General features: G+C 69.6%; 13 protein-coding genes. 4 read left to right on the top strand and 9 right to left on the bottom strand.

Going from position 1 to position 16,499, the window contains the following annotated elements; genetic code table 11:
- Positions 1–98 precede the first annotated feature (98 nt).
- From O0S08_RS10675 to O0S08_RS10650, 6 genes are all read right to left on the bottom strand, one after another.
- Positions 99–839: a hypothetical protein gene (locus O0S08_RS10675; RefSeq protein ID WP_269038977.1), complete on the bottom strand. Its 741-nt coding sequence runs from the start codon at positions 837–839 to the stop codon at positions 99–101.
- 1,325 nt (positions 840–2,164) lie between these two features.
- Entirely contained in the window at positions 2,165–2,998 is an 834-nt protein-coding gene (locus O0S08_RS10670) for a hypothetical protein (RefSeq protein WP_269038976.1), read from the bottom strand.
- 444 nt (positions 2,999–3,442) lie between these two features.
- Positions 3,443–4,891 carry an RCC1 domain-containing protein gene (locus tag O0S08_RS10665; RefSeq protein WP_269038975.1) on the bottom strand — a complete coding sequence of 483 codons (1,449 nt, stop codon included), beginning with the start codon at positions 4,889–4,891 and terminating at the stop codon, positions 3,443–3,445.
- Between the two features lie 454 nt (positions 4,892–5,345).
- On the bottom strand, positions 5,346–6,845 hold the full coding sequence (locus O0S08_RS10660; protein WP_269038974.1) for a tryptophan 7-halogenase: 1,500 nt from the start codon (positions 6,843–6,845) through the stop codon (positions 5,346–5,348).
- 61 nt (positions 6,846–6,906) lie between these two features.
- Positions 6,907–9,075: a heavy metal translocating P-type ATPase gene (locus O0S08_RS10655; RefSeq protein ID WP_269038973.1), complete on the bottom strand. Its 2,169-nt coding sequence runs from the start codon at positions 9,073–9,075 to the stop codon at positions 6,907–6,909.
- 877 nt (positions 9,076–9,952) lie between these two features.
- Complete coding sequence (locus tag O0S08_RS10650) at positions 9,953–10,792, bottom strand: hypothetical protein (RefSeq protein ID WP_269038972.1); 840 nt, start codon at positions 10,790–10,792, stop codon at positions 9,953–9,955.
- Positions 10,793–11,221: 429 nt separating this feature from the next.
- Here O0S08_RS10650 and O0S08_RS10645 point away from each other — a divergent pair, with 429 nt between their 5' ends.
- Positions 11,222–12,370, top strand: a complete 1,149-nt coding sequence (locus O0S08_RS10645) for a M23 family metallopeptidase (RefSeq protein WP_269038971.1) — start codon at positions 11,222–11,224, stop codon at positions 12,368–12,370.
- Positions 12,371–12,449: 79 nt separating this feature from the next.
- On the opposite strand, the gene O0S08_RS10640 is transcribed toward O0S08_RS10645, so the two are convergent.
- Both O0S08_RS10640 and O0S08_RS10635 read right to left on the bottom strand, forming a co-directional pair.
- The gene (locus tag O0S08_RS10640; protein WP_269038970.1) at positions 12,450–12,800 is read right to left on the bottom strand and encodes a thioredoxin family protein; all 351 of its coding nucleotides are present in this window, start codon (positions 12,798–12,800) and stop codon (positions 12,450–12,452) included.
- A gap of 290 nt (positions 12,801–13,090) precedes the next feature.
- Positions 13,091–13,426, bottom strand: a complete 336-nt coding sequence (locus tag O0S08_RS10635; protein ID WP_269038969.1) for a DUF6463 family protein — start codon at positions 13,424–13,426, stop codon at positions 13,091–13,093.
- A gap of 103 nt (positions 13,427–13,529) precedes the next feature.
- Here O0S08_RS10635 and O0S08_RS10630 point away from each other — a divergent pair, with 103 nt between their 5' ends.
- Together O0S08_RS10630 and O0S08_RS10625 are read left to right on the top strand one after the other, a co-directional pair.
- Positions 13,530–14,081, top strand: coding sequence for a TetR/AcrR family transcriptional regulator (locus O0S08_RS10630; RefSeq protein WP_269038968.1), 552 nt, complete (start codon positions 13,530–13,532; stop codon positions 14,079–14,081).
- Positions 14,082–14,308: 227 nt separating this feature from the next.
- Positions 14,309–14,860 carry a hypothetical protein gene (locus tag O0S08_RS10625; RefSeq protein WP_269038967.1) on the top strand — a complete coding sequence of 184 codons (552 nt, stop codon included), beginning with the start codon at positions 14,309–14,311 and terminating at the stop codon, positions 14,858–14,860.
- 88 nt (positions 14,861–14,948) lie between these two features.
- Here O0S08_RS10625 and O0S08_RS10620 read toward each other — a convergent pair whose 3' ends face one another.
- The gene (locus O0S08_RS10620; protein WP_269038966.1) at positions 14,949–15,845 is read right to left on the bottom strand and encodes an outer membrane protein assembly factor BamD; all 897 of its coding nucleotides are present in this window, start codon (positions 15,843–15,845) and stop codon (positions 14,949–14,951) included.
- Positions 15,846–16,145: 300 nt separating this feature from the next.
- Between O0S08_RS10620 and O0S08_RS10615 the strand changes: the two genes are divergently transcribed.
- On the top strand, positions 16,146–16,283 hold the full coding sequence (locus O0S08_RS10615; RefSeq protein ID WP_269038965.1) for a hypothetical protein: 138 nt from the start codon (positions 16,146–16,148) through the stop codon (positions 16,281–16,283).
- Positions 16,284–16,499: the final 216 nt, after the last annotated feature.

Genomic DNA, 16,499 nt, shown 5'->3' with positions numbered 1-16,499 from the left:
GGCGACTCGCGGCGTTAGACTCCTCTACGGTCGACCGCGGCGACCCGGGCGAGCGCTGACGGCCGCGCGGGCTGCCAGACCCGGGCGCTCGGTGGGGCTCAATCGCCCAGCTCGAACGGTTCCCAGCCGCAGCACTCGCCCGCGGCGATCGCCATGAGATCGCCGCCCTGGTCCAGGCTCTCACAGATCTTCGCCTGGGCCTGGCACTCGCCCACGTCCTCGCCGTTCACTTCACAGATGCAGGTACCGCCGACGCAGTGGACTTCGCGGGAGACGACCCCACATTCCTCCTCGTAGGTACATTCGCTCCCGTCGATGGCGCCCTCGGCCGTGCGCCCGCAGCTACACTGCTCCTCGATCGCCACGTCGAGCCCCGAACACGGGTCGCGCTCGAAGCACATGGGCTCCTCGGCGACGCACTCGAGAAAGTCCTCGACGAGAGCGACACACCCGGGGAAGACGCGAGGGTCGCTCACCTCCTCTACCAGCGGATCGCACCACGAGAGGCACTCACGGACGTTCTCCTCGAGCTCGCAGGAGACCAGCTTGTCGCACGCGTCCTGGCAGAGCGACGCGTCTCCGGAGTCTCCCGTCGTGCCGTCGCTGCCGGTGGTGCCCCCGGTCGTGCCGTCGCTGCCGGTGCTGCCCCCGGTCGTGCCGCCCCCGGTCGCGCTGTCGCTGCCGGCGCTGCCCCCGGTGCCCCCTTCCGTCGGGCTGTCGTCGGTCATGTTATTGCCGGTCGTGTCTTCGCCGCTCGTGCTGCCACCTGCGGTCGCTCCGCCCTTATTGTCGTCGCATCCCGACAAGAGCGGCAGCATGAACAGACTGGAGATGATCATCTCCCGAAATTGCAGTGTCACTGGTGTTTCCTTTGAAGCGCCCGCACGCGCGGACGAGGCGCTGAACAAGGCCGCGAAGCAGTCTATTCCGCGCGACTGTTTTTTTGCGTCGACGACCCGCCGCGCCCGCTCTCTCGAGCAGAGGCCGTGGCCACCTCAAGCGCTCGCCGGAGTGCGTGCAACTCCCTCGGGGGGGTGGGACCCCGGCGCTTGTTGCTCGCCTTACTCGACGGAATTTACGACGCTGCGCCTCGGGGCTGTCGCCGGCGGAGGCCGGCGGCGAGACCGACGATCGGAGCCGGTCGCCATGCGAGCGCGACGAGCTCGCCGATGGCGTGGCACTTGACTGCGTTCACGAACCCCGCGGAGCCCGGCTCGGAGGGGACAGCGCGCCTCCATCCGCGTGACAAGCGTCTCTGCTCGGCGCGAGGACGCACAGCCGACAGGAGGCTCCTCTACTGCCCTGAATGCGACGGTGTTGGCTCGATTGTCTGCTCCGCTTGCGACGGGGAAGGATGCACTGCTTGCCCTGGAAGATGCGGTCGCTTCCACTGCGATGAATGCGTGGATGGCCGCGTAGAGGTCCGTTCCACGATCCCGGCGAACGAACGGTCCCATCGCCGTCTTGTCGGACCGCAATCTGCTATCCCTCCTTGAGTGACTCTTGGAGGGCTTCGAGGCGAGCGGGCGGAGCTGCGGGAGTATGCGAAGCAGCCGGCATCAACCCCCACCCGCTGCGTGCTGCTGCCAGACCATGGATCGGCCACTGCGACCACAGTCGAGCGCGAACGAGGCACGCGAAGCGTCGTGGCTGTCGACGCAGCCATCGCGGCATTCACTCCGGGGCGGATTTGCGACGCCAGCGCTTGCTGATAGCCCACCCCGCGGCAAATAGACCGCCATCGCCGTACTTGGCGTCGATCACGGCCTGCGGCCGGGACCGTGGCCGCGCCCGACCTGCTGCAACAGGACGGCCCCGCCTCGGCCTGGCCCCCACCGTCCGGTGTGCCGGCGGGCTGGGCCGCACCGAGGACGATCATCTGAAGATGTCGAAGTTGCCGAGGACGACCCACAAAAGGATGAAGATCAGGACGGTGCCAATGACACCACCGCCGAGCTTCCAGGCCCCAACACCCGCGACTGCACCTCGTAGAAGTTTGCTCATCGTGGTACTGGTTTGGCCGCTTTTTGCTCGCGCGCCAGTGCGCGAAGTGCGACCCGCGGTGGGGCACGCCACGGTGGCTGTCCGTGGAAGCCTCGCGCACCGACGACGGACACCCGGACCGCGTGTAGCAGCGTCCTGCCGCCGACGAAGAGAGCGATCGCTACGGCACGATCGTGACCTTCTCGAGCGGCGCGCAGCTCGCCCCATCGAGCGCCCCATCGGGCGCCCCTGCCGTGGCGAAGCACAGGATCATCGAGCGCGGCGCGGCGGTATCGACGTTGAGCTGCCACACCCACCTCGCCAGCGGGCTCGACCGATCGCCGTCTCGCTTCACGACCTCCTCGATCGCCGCCGTCGCCGTCCCCCCGCGCGGCACCGTCACCCGGTCCTCGTCCCACCGGCGAAGGACATCCTCGCCGCCCGCGCGGTCCAGACCGAGCACGGTCAGGTCGTCGACCACCACCTCGCCGTCGCACGTATTGGCGAACGTCGCCTCTGCGCGCGGCTTCTTCCCGTCCTGCACCCGTAGCTCGCGCACGTGCAGGCACCCCTCCGGCTGGCGCTCCAACTCCTCCCGCCGCCTCTCCTCCGCCTCGGACGCCAGCCTCGCCTGCTCCTCCAGCTCTCGCTCGCGCCGCTCCGCCGCCCGCGCGCGCGCCTCCTCGCGCGCGTGGGCCTCCGCGCGCGCTTGCTTGTCCTGCTCCACCTCCACCGTCCCCGCCCAGCACACCGTGACCGCGAGCCCGTGGATAAACAGCGGCACCAGCGGCCGCCGTCCGACGAATAGCATCACCAGCGAGCTCAGCACCATGAAAGAGATCAGCACTTCCACGGCGACCACCGCCCCGATCCCTGCGATCGCGGAATCGATCGTCGACTTCTCCACCGGGAGCAGCGCCTCGCCGAACAAGTACCAGTACAGCGCGACCCACAGCGCCAGCGCGACCCCGTGGACGATCCACGCGCCCTTGAGGTTCCGGTCCGGCTTGCTCATCACGCGCGAGCCTACACCCGCCGAGGGCGCCCTGCCATGACCGCCCGCCCGCGCTCCGCCGCTCCGTGCCCGCCGTCACCCGGCTCTCCACGCCCCCGCGCCTTCGCCCGCGCGAGTTCCTGGACGGCTCTCTACCGCGCCTTCGATCGCGCGTTCCCAGGCAGGCTCCTGGCACAACCCGCAGCCTCGAGGACCCTCACATGTCCTCGAGGACAGCCCACTGACGATCGCCCCGACCGGCGGCAGCTCAGGTCGCTTCTCACTCGAGCCCGACGAGCGACGCGGCCAGCGTGGCGGGGCGAGGGGTGCTCGAAATGGCCGGCCGCGGCACCGTCGACGTCGAGCGGCCGTACCGCCTGAAGCCGTAGAGGATCGCCTCGCGCCGCGACAAGGTCTCCGCGTTGCACCTCCAGCGAGAAGACGGTCTCGTAGACGAAGCCGCATTCACCAGTCGGCAGAGAACAGCTTGACGGTCGGGAGGTTGTCGCCCATCTCGCCGCGTTCGTCGCCGCGCGCGTCGGTGTCCCCCAGTCCCAGCATGCCATCCGAGTTGAAACCCCAGCACTTCAGCGACGCGTCGTCGAGTACGGCGCAGGTGTGCGAGAATCCGCTGTCGACTGCGACAGCTGTGCGTCCGGAGCCGAGGGCGACGGCTGGCAAGTCATCGCCCATCTCGTCGGGGTCGTCACCGCGGTCCTCCGTGTCACCGAGTCCCAGGTGGCCGACGACGTTGCGGCCCCAGCACTTGAGCGACCCGTCGTCGAGCACTGCGCAGGTGTGGAACCATCCTGCACCGAGTTCGACCACCGTCCTGCCGTCGCCGAGATCGACGAAGGGCAAGTCATCCCCCATTTGACCGCTCATGGTGCCGCGCTCCAGCGTATCCCCCAGCCCCAGCTGACCGTGCTCGTTGAACCCCCAGCACTTGATGCGCCCGTTGGCGAAGAGCGCACACGTATGAAACCCACCGGCGGCGAGCTGCGTCACGGCTTGGTTCTCGCCGAGGTCGACGGGCGGCAGATCTTCGCCCATCTCACCCGGCTGGTCCCCTCGGTTCTCGGTGTCACCGAGGCCCAGTTGGCCAGACTGGTTATCGCCCCAGCACTTGACCGCGCCGGTGTCGAGTCGCGCGCAAACATGATTTCCCCCCACGGCAAGTTCGACGACCTCGGCCTCACTACCGAGGTCGACGAATGGCAACTTCTTCCCCATTTCTTTGGGCTGGTCGCCACGGCTCTCCGTGTCGCCCAGGCCGAGTTGTCCCTCCAGATTTCGGCCCCAGCACTTGACCGCGCCGGAGGTCGACAGAGCGCAGAAATGGAGCTGCCCGGCCCCCACAGCGCTCACCAGGGTCTTCTTGCCGAGGTCGACGGGCGGGAGCGCGGCGCCCATCTCGCCTGGTTCGTCGCCGATGGTGAAATCAAAGCTCCCTCGTCCGAGGGTGCCCGACTCGTCGAAGCCCCAGCACCGCAGCGTGCGATCGGTCAGCAGGGAGCACGTCGCCGTGCCGGCAGTGGCGAGCGCGGCAGAGCGGTTGCCTGCTCCGAGATCGACGGTCGGAAGCGCGGCGCCCATCTCGCCCGGTTCGTCGCCGCGGTTGTCCGTGGTGCCGAGTCCGAGCAGAGGACCTCCGCCCCAACACTTGACGGCGCCGCCGCTGAGCAGGGCGCAGGTGTGCACCAACCCGGTGACCACCGCCTCGACTTCCTGCGCCTTGCACTCGTTGCTGCAGCGGTCGGCATTGACGGCGTTGCCGTCGTCACACTGCTCCGTGCTCTCCACGACGCCGTCGCCACAAACGGCATGAGGTGGGGGAGCGTCGCAATCGAAGGCGTGAAGCACTGGATAGAATGCGATCAGTGCCACGACCAGAGAATGGGTACCGCTGAACATGCCAGAGCATCTCCTCGTGGAAGCACGATTGATTTCCGCTGTAGGCGAGAGTAGGAGCGTCCTGCTGGAAGTCAAAGGCGCTATGAATTGGTGTGCTGCCGGCACCGGGGGGGACATCGTTCGAGCAATCGATGCAACGCAGCATCTGCCCAGACTCGCACCTCGCCCGGCGTCCAGAATTACATTGCGCAAATCCCGCAAGCGGGATGCCCCCGCTCGTACACCGGTCAATCGAGCTTGAGCACGACGCGATCGCCGATGCGCGCCCGCCGGCTGGAGCGCGACAGCGGCTCGCGGAGCCCCGAGCTGCTCGTCGCCGTCACTGCCTGGACGGCTCTCCACCGCGCCTTCGGTCGCGCGCTCCCGGGCAGGCTCGTGGCACGACCCGTGGCCCCGAGGACCCTCACATGTCCTCGAGGACAGCCCACCGACGGTCGCCCCGGCCGGTACCGCGTCAGGTCACTTCCCACTCGAGCCCGTCGCGCGACGGCACCAGCCCGCCGTGCTCGAGCGGAGCCTCGGCGCCGCGGCGCTCGCCGAGCCGCGCCTGCGCCTGGAGCTGGGCGATCTCGCTGGTGAACCCGGCCATGAAGTCGGTCGCGTCGAACCCGCCCGCGACCCGCCGCGGCGGCTGCGAGGCGCGCGGGTTGGCCGAGCGCACCGCCTCCGGGTTGAGCGTCTGCTCCATCCAGCGGCCGAAGCCCTCGCGCGCGTCGAAGAACTCGGCCCCCTCGTAGAACGCCGGCTCGTCGACCTGCGAGCGGCCGGCGACCAGGCGGATGAACGCCTCGTTGTCGCGCTCTTCCGTGCTGACGATCTTGCGCGCCGACCAGAAGTACGAGTCCGTGTCCTGGTTCATGTCGTAGAACGCCATCAGGAACTGGTAGAAGTTGCCGAACTCGCGGCGGTACCGCTGCTCGTACTCCTGGAACACGCGCTCGTCGTCGAGCTCTCCGCGCAGGCGGGTGTTGAACGAGCGGGCCGCCAGCAGCGCCGAGTACGTCGCCAGGTGCACGCCGGACGAGAACACCGGGTCGATGAAGCACGCCGCGTCGCCGACCAGCGCCACGCCCGGGGCCCAGAAGCGCGTGTTGCAGTACGAGTAGTCCTTGCGCACGCGGATCTCGCCGTACTTGCCGGTCGTCACCCGCTGCGCGGGCGCCAGGTAGTCGGCGATGATCGGGCACGCCGCGATGAACTTGTCCAGCGCGACCTCGTGGCCCTCCTTCATCGCCTCCGCCGCCTCGCGCGACACCACCGCGCCGACGCTCGTCAGCGTGTCCGACAGCGGGATGTACCAGAACCACCCGTCGCGGAACGCCGCGCACAGGATGTTGCCCTCGTTCGGGCTCGGCAGCCGCTTGGCGCCCTCGTAGTAGCCGTACAGCGCGACGTTCTGGAAGAACCGCGAGAACACCCGCTCGCCGACCAGGCCCGACACGCGCGAGCGGAACCCCGACGAGTCGCCGACGAACTTCGCCCGCGCCGTCCGCTCGATCCCCGCCTCGTCGCGGAAGCGGACCCCGACGACCCTGCCGTCCTCGTGCAGCAGCTCGGTCACCGAGTGCTGCTCGCGGACATCGACGCCCTTCTTGGCCGCGTTGCGCAGCAGCATCTCGTCGAAGCGGTCGCGCTCGACCTGGTACGCGTAGCCGAATGGATCCGTCGGGTCCTTGGTGAACGCGAACGTCCACGGCTCCTGGCTCTTGCCCCACCGGAACGTGCCGCCGCGCTTGCGCGGGAACCCGGCCTCCGCGATCTCCTGCGACAGCCCGAGCATCGCGCAGACGCCGTGGATCGTCGCCGGCAGCAGCGACTCGCCGATCTGGTGCCGCGGGAACTTCGCCTCCTCGAGCAGGAGCACGCGGTGCCCCTTCATCGCCACGAACGACGCCAGCGTCGAACCGCCAGGGCCGCCTCCCAGCACGATCACGTCGAACTCTTCGGTGCTCATCCTATTTTGTCTCTTTCGCAGCAATGGACGGTCGCCCGTCCGCATGGCCGAGCCTCGGCGTTCACGCGGCCGCGGGCGCGGGCTCGACCCCGCCCGGCGCCTCGGCGACCTGGCTCTTTCGGTATTTGTACACCGGATACATCGCGATCCCCATCGCCACCGACATGCTGATCACGTTGAGGCCGAGCGCGTGATAATAGCCCCACCCGCCGAGGAACACCCCGGCGACGTTGATCGCCCCCGGAATCATCCCCGCCGCGTTGCCCGTCTTGAGCGCGCGTTCCATGTCCTCGGACAGCGAGAACAGGTACGGCAGCTGCCGCAGGCTCTCCTGCATCAGCACGACCTGGGCCGCGTCGGTCGCGACCGTCGTCGCGCCGCGCAGCGACACCGACACGTTGGCCTTCTTGAGCGCGATCGAGTCGTTGATCCCGTCGCCGACGAAGCACACCGCGTGCCCCTCGGCTTGCAGGCGCTCGACCAGGTCGGCCTTGCCCTCCGGCAGCACGTTGGCGAAGTGGCGGTCGATCCCGAGCGCCTCGGCCAGGCGCCGGGTCGGCTCCTCCTGGTCGCCCGAGATGATCATCAGCTTGAGGCCGCGCGCCCGCAGCTTCGCCAGCACGCCCTCGACCTCGGGGCGGATCGTCGGCTGCAGCTCGATCGCCCCCGCCACCGCCCCGTCGACCGCGACCATGATCAGCGAGTGCCCGCGCTGGTGGCAGGCGTCGCGCTGGGCCAGGATCTCCGGCGGCACAGCGATCCCCGAGCGCGTCATGAAGCGGTCGCTGCCGACCTGGATCGTCCGCTCCGCGAATTCGACCAGGATCCCGTAGCCGACCTCGTAGCGGGCGTTGTCGATGTCCGGCAGCTCCAGCCCGCGCGCCTCCGCCTCCGCGACCACCGCGAGCGCGATCGGGTGGGTCTGCCGCCGCTCCGCCGCCGCCGCCCAGCCGAGCAGCGTCTCCGGGCTCATGCCGCCGACGCAGTGGATCGCCGCCACGTGCGGCTGCGAGATCGTCAGCGTGCCCGTCTTGTCGAACAGCACGGTGTCGACGCTGGACAGCAGCTCGAGCGAGCGCCCGTCCTTGAGCAGGATCGCGTTCTGCGCCGCGACGTTGAGCAGGTTGAGCATCGTGATCGGCGCGCTGATCCGGACCGTCACGCCGAACGACGAGTTGAGGATCGCCAGCGCGCTCTCGCCCCCGAGGGTCGCCAGCGCCAGCCCGCCGAGCGCCAGCGTCGGGACCGCGGAGTCGTGCGCGAGCTTGCTGCCGCGCGACTGCAGGTCGAGCTGATAGCTGGCCGTCTGGTTGAGGATCTCGCCGATCTTCGCCGCGACCGTCTCGCCGCCGGCCTTGTCGACGCGCACGTGCACGCGGCCCGCCAGCACCAGCGTCGACGCGTACACCGCGTCGCCGACCGCCTTCTCGACCGGCTGCGCCTCGCCGGTGAGCATCTGCTGGTCGACCGACGCGATCCCGTCGATCACCGTGCCGTCGACCGGCAGGTAGCCGCCGGCGACGACGACGACGACGTCGCCCGGCAGCACCTGCGAGAACGGCTTCTCGATCTCGACCCCGTCGACCAGCACCCACACCGATTGCGGCTGCTTCGAGAAGATCGAGATGAAGGTCTTCTGCGAGCGATCCTGCGTGACCATCAGCAGCTTCTCGCCCATGAAGAAGAACAGCGTCGCCGCGATCGCCGGCGTGTAATAGCCGCCGAGCCAGATCCCCGTCACGTTGAGCGCGCTGACCACGTGGTACGTGATCCGCTTCTGCTTCTTCACCGACTGCACCGCCATCTCGTAAGCCGGCAGCATCATCGTGAAGCTGATCGGCACCGACAGATACAGCGACGCCGGCCAGATCTGCCCGCCGACCGCGATCGCGAGGAACGCGAGCGCGGTATGGCCGATCCGGCGGTTGAGCATGACCTCCTGCGGGCTGATCTCGAGACCGCCCATTTCGCCGAGGTGCTCGGTCCGCTTGGGGCCGAACAGCGGATCGACGCGGCGGACCATGAACTCCTGCCAGCGCGCGTCGAAGTCGTCCGCGGCCTCCACCGTCGTGCTCTGGATCGAGCTCGCGGCGCCCTCGATCATGCCGTCGAGCGCCTCCGCGGCCTCCTGGATCGTCGGGGCGACGTGCTGGTGAAACAGCTCGGTGACGCGGTCCACCGCCTCGTCGAGGTCGTTGATGACGTTGAGGAGCGGCTGAAACCAGCTCATCGGCGGCGCGACAGTACAACCCGGCGACCGACGTTGTCCAGCCGCCCGCCCGGCGCCGACAGCGACGGAATCCATCACAGTCGGCGCAGCAGAATTCCGGCGTCGGCCCGACCCGCGCGATCACCGGCAATGAGGCCTCTCCGGCGAAAGTCCGAACCCGCGCATTCCACCATCAAACCCGGACGCCGACGCGGCTGCACCCGCGCAGCCAATTTCGCCGCTTCAGCCCGTCGGAGCGGAACCGCGAGTCGCACGGAAGCAAGGCGCCGGAGCAGGGTCTCGAACGCGCTCCGCCCCTCGAGCCGCGAGCGTCGCACCGAGGCAGAGGTGGATCCCCCCGACCGGCGCAGAACTCGTCCGCGCTCGTGAGGCGCCGCGGGGTAGCCGACGATCATCCGCTCCCTTCGGGGGAATCTGCGTGTCGCCCGACCCCCGAGATCCTGCGAGGCGACCCGGCGGAAGCTGTTGCCTGCCGGCTCCTCGACCGCGTCCTCGACGAGCCCGGTGGTCGCGCAGCGGGAGCCGCTCCGTGACAGCGTCTTTCGTAGCATCATGCGCGGTCCATCCTCGGCAGGACGCGAGTGAGACGATTCGCTTCGAGTCTCTCCTCCCACTCGTAGTATCGGTGAAGGACGGCAATCGCGTCCATGACCTTGCAGGATCTGCGACAATCCATCACGTCTCTCCCGAGACGGACGCGACGCTCGTGACGGTTCGGCCCGCTGCGACGTCGAATCGTCGGAGCCGCGGCGTTCGCCGCCCGCGTGCCATGATGGACGCGCCTTGCGGCTCGACGTGGGCGCGACGGAGGTGACGCCCGTCGACGCGAACGCCGGCGGGCTGTCGGTGCCGCAGTCGAGCGCGAGGTGACGGCGCCTCACAGGCGCGCCAGGGCGAAGGCCGCCCGGTCGTCGGTCGGCCCGTCGCACTGGTACGCGCTCTCCGGGTCGGACAGCCACGAAGCGCCGGCGTGGACCGCGTACGGCCCGATCTGTCCGGCCTGCAGCGGGAACACCTCGAGCGCGACGTCATTGTGCGAGAATCGCAGCACCGCCGGCTCGCCGAGGGCGGAGCAGCTCCCCTGTCCCTTGGGACAGAAGCCGCCGAGCGCGAGCATGGAGACCGGCGCGAACATGTCGCCGATCTGCCCCTCGCCCTCGACGAAGGGCAGCGCGCTGTTGCCGGAGGCCAGGCCGAGCAGCAGGACGTCGCGGAAGTCGCCGAGAGCCAGCCAATCGCCGCGGTACTCGTAGTCGGCGCGGACGTAACGCAGCGTCACCGGGGCGTCGAGCTGCTGCAGGCCCTCGGGCAGCTGCACCGCCGCGTTGCCGAAGCTCACCGTGACCTCGACGTCCGTGCCGTCGACATCGCAGCTCAGCGTGACCGCGTCCGACACGTCGCCGAGCGACGCGCCCTTGACCGTGCACGACGCCTCGATGTGGCCCTGAAAGTCGTCGGCGAAGCCGGCCACTTCGAACATCACGTCGGGCGTCTGCGGCTCCGGGCACATCGCCACCGGCCCGGAGGTCTCGCTCTCGCCGGTCGCCTCGTCGCCGGTGGAGGTCGTCGAGGTCGTCGGCTCGCCGTCGCCGGTCGTCGCGGTGCTGGTCGAGCTCTCGCCGCTGGTGTCGCCGCTGCCGCCCTCGGTCGCGCCTTCCGGGGACTCGGGGCCGCACGCTGCCACTGTCAAAAAGATCCACGCATAAGCCAGTCTCATGTCGAGGTCGTACCACCTCCGGCCCCGCCGCGCACGCGCTCACGGCCCGCCCGCCCGCGGCCGCTCCTCCGCAGCGCCTCCGGGCGCGATCGCGCCTCGCCGCCCGTGTCGATCCGGGCCCCCGTCTCCTGTCGTTCGCGAGTGGGCGTGCGGCGAGCGCATGCCCGAGGTCGGCGATCGATGGGGACACGCCCAGCGGATCTCGATCACCGCAGTGCTCGACGACCGCGGCGGCGTCATGAGCGACGAGATCGCTTCACCATCGTCTGCAGCCGGCGCCTCGTCCTCGCCGCCTGCATCACGACCGACTGCAGCTCGACCGACGCGCTCGACGTCCTCGCGGTCCTCGCACTTCGCGTGGCGTCGAGTCGGTCCCCGCGACCCGCGCGCGTTGCCCCCGCGGCGCCCGGCCTGCTATCGCTTGCCATCATGTCGCTCCGCCTCGCCCCGCTCGTCCTCGTCGCGCTCGCCGCCTGCTTCGTCGACGGGGCCGCCATCACCGGGGGCGACGGCCCGGGCACCGCCGCGCCCCAGACCGACACCGCCGCGGCCACGAGTGACATGTCCGAAGGTACAGGTGGTCTCACGACCGGCGCGGCGCCGACCACGACCGACGCGGCGGCCACCGGCAGCGTCACCACCGGCACGACAATCGAGCCGCCGGCGACCTGCCCGTGCTACGGAGGCGACGGCCCCTACTGCGGCCAGGGCGTCGCCGTCGAGGCCGCCGCCGCCGGCTGCGAGGTCGCCGTGCTCGCCGGGCACGAGGGCGACATCCTCCACTGCGAGGCCGGCGAGTGGAGCCTCGGGGCCGCCTGCGAGGCCGGCTGTGAGGTCACCGCTCCGGGCGAGGCCGACGTCTGCCTGTTGCCGGTGTGCGACTGCTTCGTCAAGGAGGCGTGGTGCGGCAGCGGGGCGGCCGCGCACGGTCTCACCCTCGACCCGCCGTGCAGCGTGCCGCTCGTGCCCGAGCACAACAACGACATCCTCGGCTGCGACGGCGAGACGTGGATCGTCAAGCAGGCGTGCGAGAAGGGTTGCCACGAGGAGATGGTCGGCGTGCCCGACAGCTGCAACGACGACTCCGACTACAAGCTGCCGTACGCGTGCGGCGACGCGTTCACCTGCAGCCAGGCCAACTTCGGCTCCTCCCATCAAGGCAGCCAGGCCTACGCGTGGGACTTCGCCATGCCCAAAGGCACCCCGGTGCACGCCGCCCGCGGCGGCACGATCGCCTACCTCGAGGTGCGCTCGCCCGAGGGCTCGCAGTGCTACGACCCGCCGGGCCTGCTCGAGGCGTGCCACAACAAGGCCAACTTCATCGGCATCGAGCACGCCGACGGCACCGTCGCGCTCTACATGCACCTGCGGGAGATGAAGGTCCAGAAGGGCGACGTCGTGCAGCAGGGCCAGCTCATCGCCCTGTCCGGCAACAGCGGCTACACCTCCGGCCCGCACCTGCACTTCCAGCTGCAGAACGACTGCGGGATCTGGTTCTGCAGCTCCGTCCCCGTCAGCTTCGCCGACGCCCCCGGCCTCGCCAAGAACGACAAGGTCACCTCGGGCAACTGCCCGTGAACGCGCGCCCGTCCGCCGGCGCGGCGGTCGCATGTCTCTTGGAACATGTCCGATCAGACCTGGGACGCGCCGGCCGCCCTCAGGTGCCAGCCGGCGGCGCACCGACGAACTCCCTATTAAAAATCTCGTCGAGCTCGGTCCTCGATGGGCGCGCGAGCTGGTGGACCACCGCGCCGTCGCGCATGAACACGAAGTTCGGCCACAGCTTGACCCGAAACGAGCGCCCCAGGGCTCGGCCGGGGCCGTCTTCCACCTTCACGTGCTCGACGGCGGGGTACCGCGCCAGCAGGGACTTCACAGCGGACGCGGCGGCCTGGCAGTAGCCGCACCAGGCGGTCCCGAATTCGACGAGCACGAGCCCTCTCCGCTGGTTCAGCTGCTCGCGGGTCGGAGCGCGATCGGGATCGAGGTACTCGGGCGCAAAAGACATTGCAGGGCCTTCCTGTCCGGGATTGTGGCCCCACTCGCGCAAGCTGCCAGTGCGCATCGACCGCCAAAGGCGCGTCGTCGCCGCAGCTCTCACGAACCGGGCTCGATACAGGCCGATCCGCGAGGTTCACTCGGACTCGATCGACGCGGTGCTCGAGCCGCGCCCTGAGGGCGGCGACTCCATCCGCCATGCGACCACGCCCTCGCTCAGCGTCACGCGCCCGGAGGCCGCCCTCGACCCGACTGCCGGTGCGCATCTCGCTTCGGGCCTTTACCCGACCCAGGGACATGTCACCGCCGCGACCGCGCGAACACCAGCGCGGCCATCGGCACCGCGAGCCAGAAGCCCGAGACGGGGATCGCCAGACCGCCGAGCAGTGCCAGCGCCAGCAGCCACCAGCCGAACTCGCGCGGCAGCGGCCGCTCGCGCTCGAGGCTGGCCAGCGCCCGCCCCCCGATCATCATCAGGACGCCGGCGACGAGGAACCAGAACACGACCTCGCGTTCCCGGCTGACTTCGACCGCGCCGACGTAACCGTCGCGCACGATCTCCAGCGCGATCGCGCCGCCGAGCGACAGCCCGACCACCTCGTGGAGGATCCCGGTCCAGAACAGAAGCGTCCCCACCCCGACTCCATACGCTCGCGTATGTTCCATACGCTTGCGTATGTGCCATACGCCTGCGTACTGTCAAGCGGTGCAGGAAGGCGCGACCAGGGGACGACGTCTCGTGACCCGAGAGGACTGGGCCGACGCAGCGCTCGCGGCGCTGGGCGAGCGCGGGCTCGCGGGGGTCGCCGTCGAGCCGCTCGCCCGCGCGCTCGGGGTCACCAAGGGCAGCTTCTACTGGCACTTCAAGGACCGGCGCGAGCTGGTCGCGGCGGCGCTCGCCCGCTGGGAGGAGCTCGCGGTCGACGCGCCGATCGCCGCGCTCGCGGAGGTCGACGACCCGGCCGAGCGGCTGCGCCGGCTGGTGGCGATCGCCTGGGAGCGACCGGAGCACCTGCGCGCCGAGCAGGCGCTCGCGGCCGCCAGCGAGCCGGAGGTCGCCCGCGCGGTGGCTCACGTGACCGCGCGTCGGCTCGAGTTCCTCGTGCAGGCCTACCGTGAGCTCGGCGAGCCGCCGGCGCGCGCGCGGCAGTGGGCCGCCACCGCGATGGCGACCTACCTCGGCACGGGCCTCCTGCTGCGCGCGGCCCCCGAGGTCGCGCCGACCGACGCGGCCTTCCGCGCGCTGGTGCGGCACTTCGCCGCGACCTTGCTGCCCGCGAGCTCCCGCTGACGCCTGGCTGCGATCTCGGGGTGGTGGCGGGCGAGGTCGTCGCCCGCTCGCTCGTGGCGGTATCTTCGCCGCAGGCGAGGCCGCCGCGAGGCGGCGCCGGAGTGTGGACATTCGCGGGCGGAGCAATTCACGGCCGGGCGTCGCCGCGTCCGAGGCCGGCTCGGGCCCGCCCGGAAGCGTCGGCGAGGCGTGCAGGCCGCTCGACGGCGACGTACAATCGGGCGCCGATGGCCGCTCGTTCAAGCTCTTCGCTCGCGCTGGTGCCCCTGCTCGCGTCGCTCGCCTGCCAGGATCCAGCCCCGGTCTGGCAGCCCTTCGAGTCGTACAGGGCCGGCATCGCCGTCGAGCTCCCCGGCACGCCGACAGTCACCCTCGAGCAGCAGCTCACCCTGGTGACGATGACCGCTGTCGAGCGCGTCGTCTTCGATCGCAAGTCGCGCGGGCAGCTGCAAGTCTCCTCGTACGAGCTGCTCTCGACGGACGGCGTCCCCGTCGAGGCGATGCTGAAGACCGACTGCCTCGCGCCGTTCCAGGGCTCGAAGTACGTGTCCGAGGCGCCCCGCAAGCTCGTGCTCGCCGGCCAGGAGGCCGTCGCGGTCACGGGGTTCGCCCCGCCATCGGCGACGCTGCCGAACGGCGGGTGGGAGGAGGATCGCTGCGTGATCCTCGGCGGGCGCATGATCCACCTCTTCGCCATCGGCCCGAACGACGAAGAGACCCGCCGGATCGGGACACGCTTCCTCGACTCGCTCCGCCCGCTCTCACCGACCGCCCCCTGAGCGCTCCGCTCGCGCGACGCCCTCGCCGCGCCGGAGACGCCCCCCGCTCGGTCGTTCTCTACCCCGAAGACATCCCGACACGCCCTCGCTAAAACTGGTGCCGCCAGACAAACCCCGCCATGGCCGGGCTTAGCACGGGCACAAGGGCATGCTTCGATGCTTTGCGCCGGGCCATTGCTATCCCTAGCATGGTCGTGCCCGCCGCGACGAACAGCGGCGCTCCGATCAAACCGAACACCGCAGCGGTGTCGGCCTTCCGTCCCCTCTCGTAGAGCTCCGGGCAGATGGACACCGAGCAATCCAGCTCGGAGACCTTCCGCTCAATTTCCTTGGTACGAATGTATCCCCCGACGAACACGCCGAGCATGGCGAAGCCGAGGCTCGCGGTGACGCCCCCTCCGATCGCCAGACCTTCCCATGGGGCCTGCTCCGGAGGCGAGGGCGGGGTCATGGGCGCATCACGGACAGGGCCCTCGGGGGGGCCTGCCCGTGGGACCGGGTCGGGGCCAGGGGCGGGCAGTGGTTCGCGGTTCAATTCTGCCAAACGAGCCCGGAGCTTGCCATGCGCGCTTCTTCCCTTGAGAGCGAGGGACAACTCTGGATGCGCCATGGAGAATCCTATCGCGTATGCATCAAGAACGCGCACGGCCTCGGCGAGGACGGCCAGGCCTGCGTCGTTGCTTACGGCTTGTTCGTAGGCGCTCGCGATGAAGTCATACAACCCTTGCCGGTTGTCCGCATCTGCAATGGAGAGATGCTCCGCCGCCCTGCTCCACGTGCGCGCGGCCTTGAGATAGTCGCCTCGTCCGAACTCCTGGTCACCCTGGAGAAACAACTGGTCGAAAGCTGCAGGGTCGGCTGGAGTCGAGTCAGCCGGCTGGCCTTCCGCCGACGAGGGCCGCAAGCAGGCGAGAACGACGAGCGCTACTGCGATTGGACGGGTGAAACCTGCCCTACGCCCTGCTCGGCCACGAGGCTCGCTCATTTCAGCCATATACCACGGCCCTCATTCTGGGCTCAAGCTCAGATCGAGCTCGCTTTCCCCTCCAGGATTTTCCAGGTATTGCGACCATGCAGCTGAGGTGCCGTTCAACCGGGAAGCTCCGTGGCCGGTCGCGGTATTCCGTCATCGACGACCGGCCCCGTATCCGCTCTACCGAAATCGAACCCCTCACATCCTCCCTCGGACGTGACCGCACAGCGAGCGGGAGCGAGCGCGGCGAGCCGCTCCTGTGCCCGCGTGAACGTTCATGCAGGATCATCACGACCCGCTCGTCGAGCGCGAATGCACATTCCCACGGAGGCGGTCGCGGAGCCGGTCGAACCCGCGGGCGAAGGGCACCTCGCCGCGATGGGGCGCCGCGTATTCGTGTCGGCCAGCGAGCCGATCGCCGACCTGCAGTGCAGGTATCAAAGACACTGATACGGCCCAAACCACTATACGTCCAGGCGCCCGCAACCCATCGACTCTCGGCCGCGCTCCATCGCCCTCGACGCGGGACCGAATTTGCGCGATGGAGCAGCCGCCTGGGCGCCGAACCTCAATACCGCTCTCCGCCCCATCACTGTGAACCGGGCGGCCGATTCGTCGATGCAGTCCGCTCGGCCGGACCGCAAAAATTACACGCCCCGATCACGC

Origin of the sequence: Nannocystis punicea (assembly GCF_026965555.1) — a bacterium.
GTDB lineage: Bacteria > Myxococcota_A > Polyangia > Nannocystales > Nannocystaceae > Nannocystis > Nannocystis punicea.
Note: the sequence above shows the minus strand (reverse complement) of the source record. Positions and strands in the feature narration are given on the sequence as shown.

Coding starts and splice junctions, on each gene's coding strand:
- O0S08_RS10620 (WP_269038966.1), bottom strand. CDS start 15,845: ATGAGCGAGCCTCGTGGCCGAGCAGGGCGTAGGGCAGGTTTCACCCGT.
- O0S08_RS10650 (WP_269038972.1), bottom strand. CDS start 10,792: ATGAGACTGGCTTATGCGTGGATCTTTTTGACAGTGGCAGCGTGCGGC.
- O0S08_RS10675 (WP_269038977.1), bottom strand. CDS start 839: ATGATCATCTCCAGTCTGTTCATGCTGCCGCTCTTGTCGGGATGCGAC.
- O0S08_RS10670 (WP_269038976.1), bottom strand. CDS start 2,998: ATGAGCAAGCCGGACCGGAACCTCAAGGGCGCGTGGATCGTCCACGGG.
- O0S08_RS10615 (WP_269038965.1), top strand. CDS start 16,146: ATGCACATTCCCACGGAGGCGGTCGCGGAGCCGGTCGAACCCGCGGGC.
- O0S08_RS10640 (WP_269038970.1), bottom strand. CDS start 12,800: ATGTCTTTTGCGCCCGAGTACCTCGATCCCGATCGCGCTCCGACCCGC.
- O0S08_RS10665 (WP_269038975.1), bottom strand. CDS start 4,891: ATGTTCAGCGGTACCCATTCTCTGGTCGTGGCACTGATCGCATTCTAT.
- O0S08_RS10655 (WP_269038973.1), bottom strand. CDS start 9,075: ATGAGCTGGTTTCAGCCGCTCCTCAACGTCATCAACGACCTCGACGAG.
- O0S08_RS10660 (WP_269038974.1), bottom strand. CDS start 6,845: ATGAGCACCGAAGAGTTCGACGTGATCGTGCTGGGAGGCGGCCCTGGC.
- O0S08_RS10625 (WP_269038967.1), top strand. CDS start 14,309: ATGGCCGCTCGTTCAAGCTCTTCGCTCGCGCTGGTGCCCCTGCTCGCG.
- O0S08_RS10645 (WP_269038971.1), top strand. CDS start 11,222: ATGTCGCTCCGCCTCGCCCCGCTCGTCCTCGTCGCGCTCGCCGCCTGC.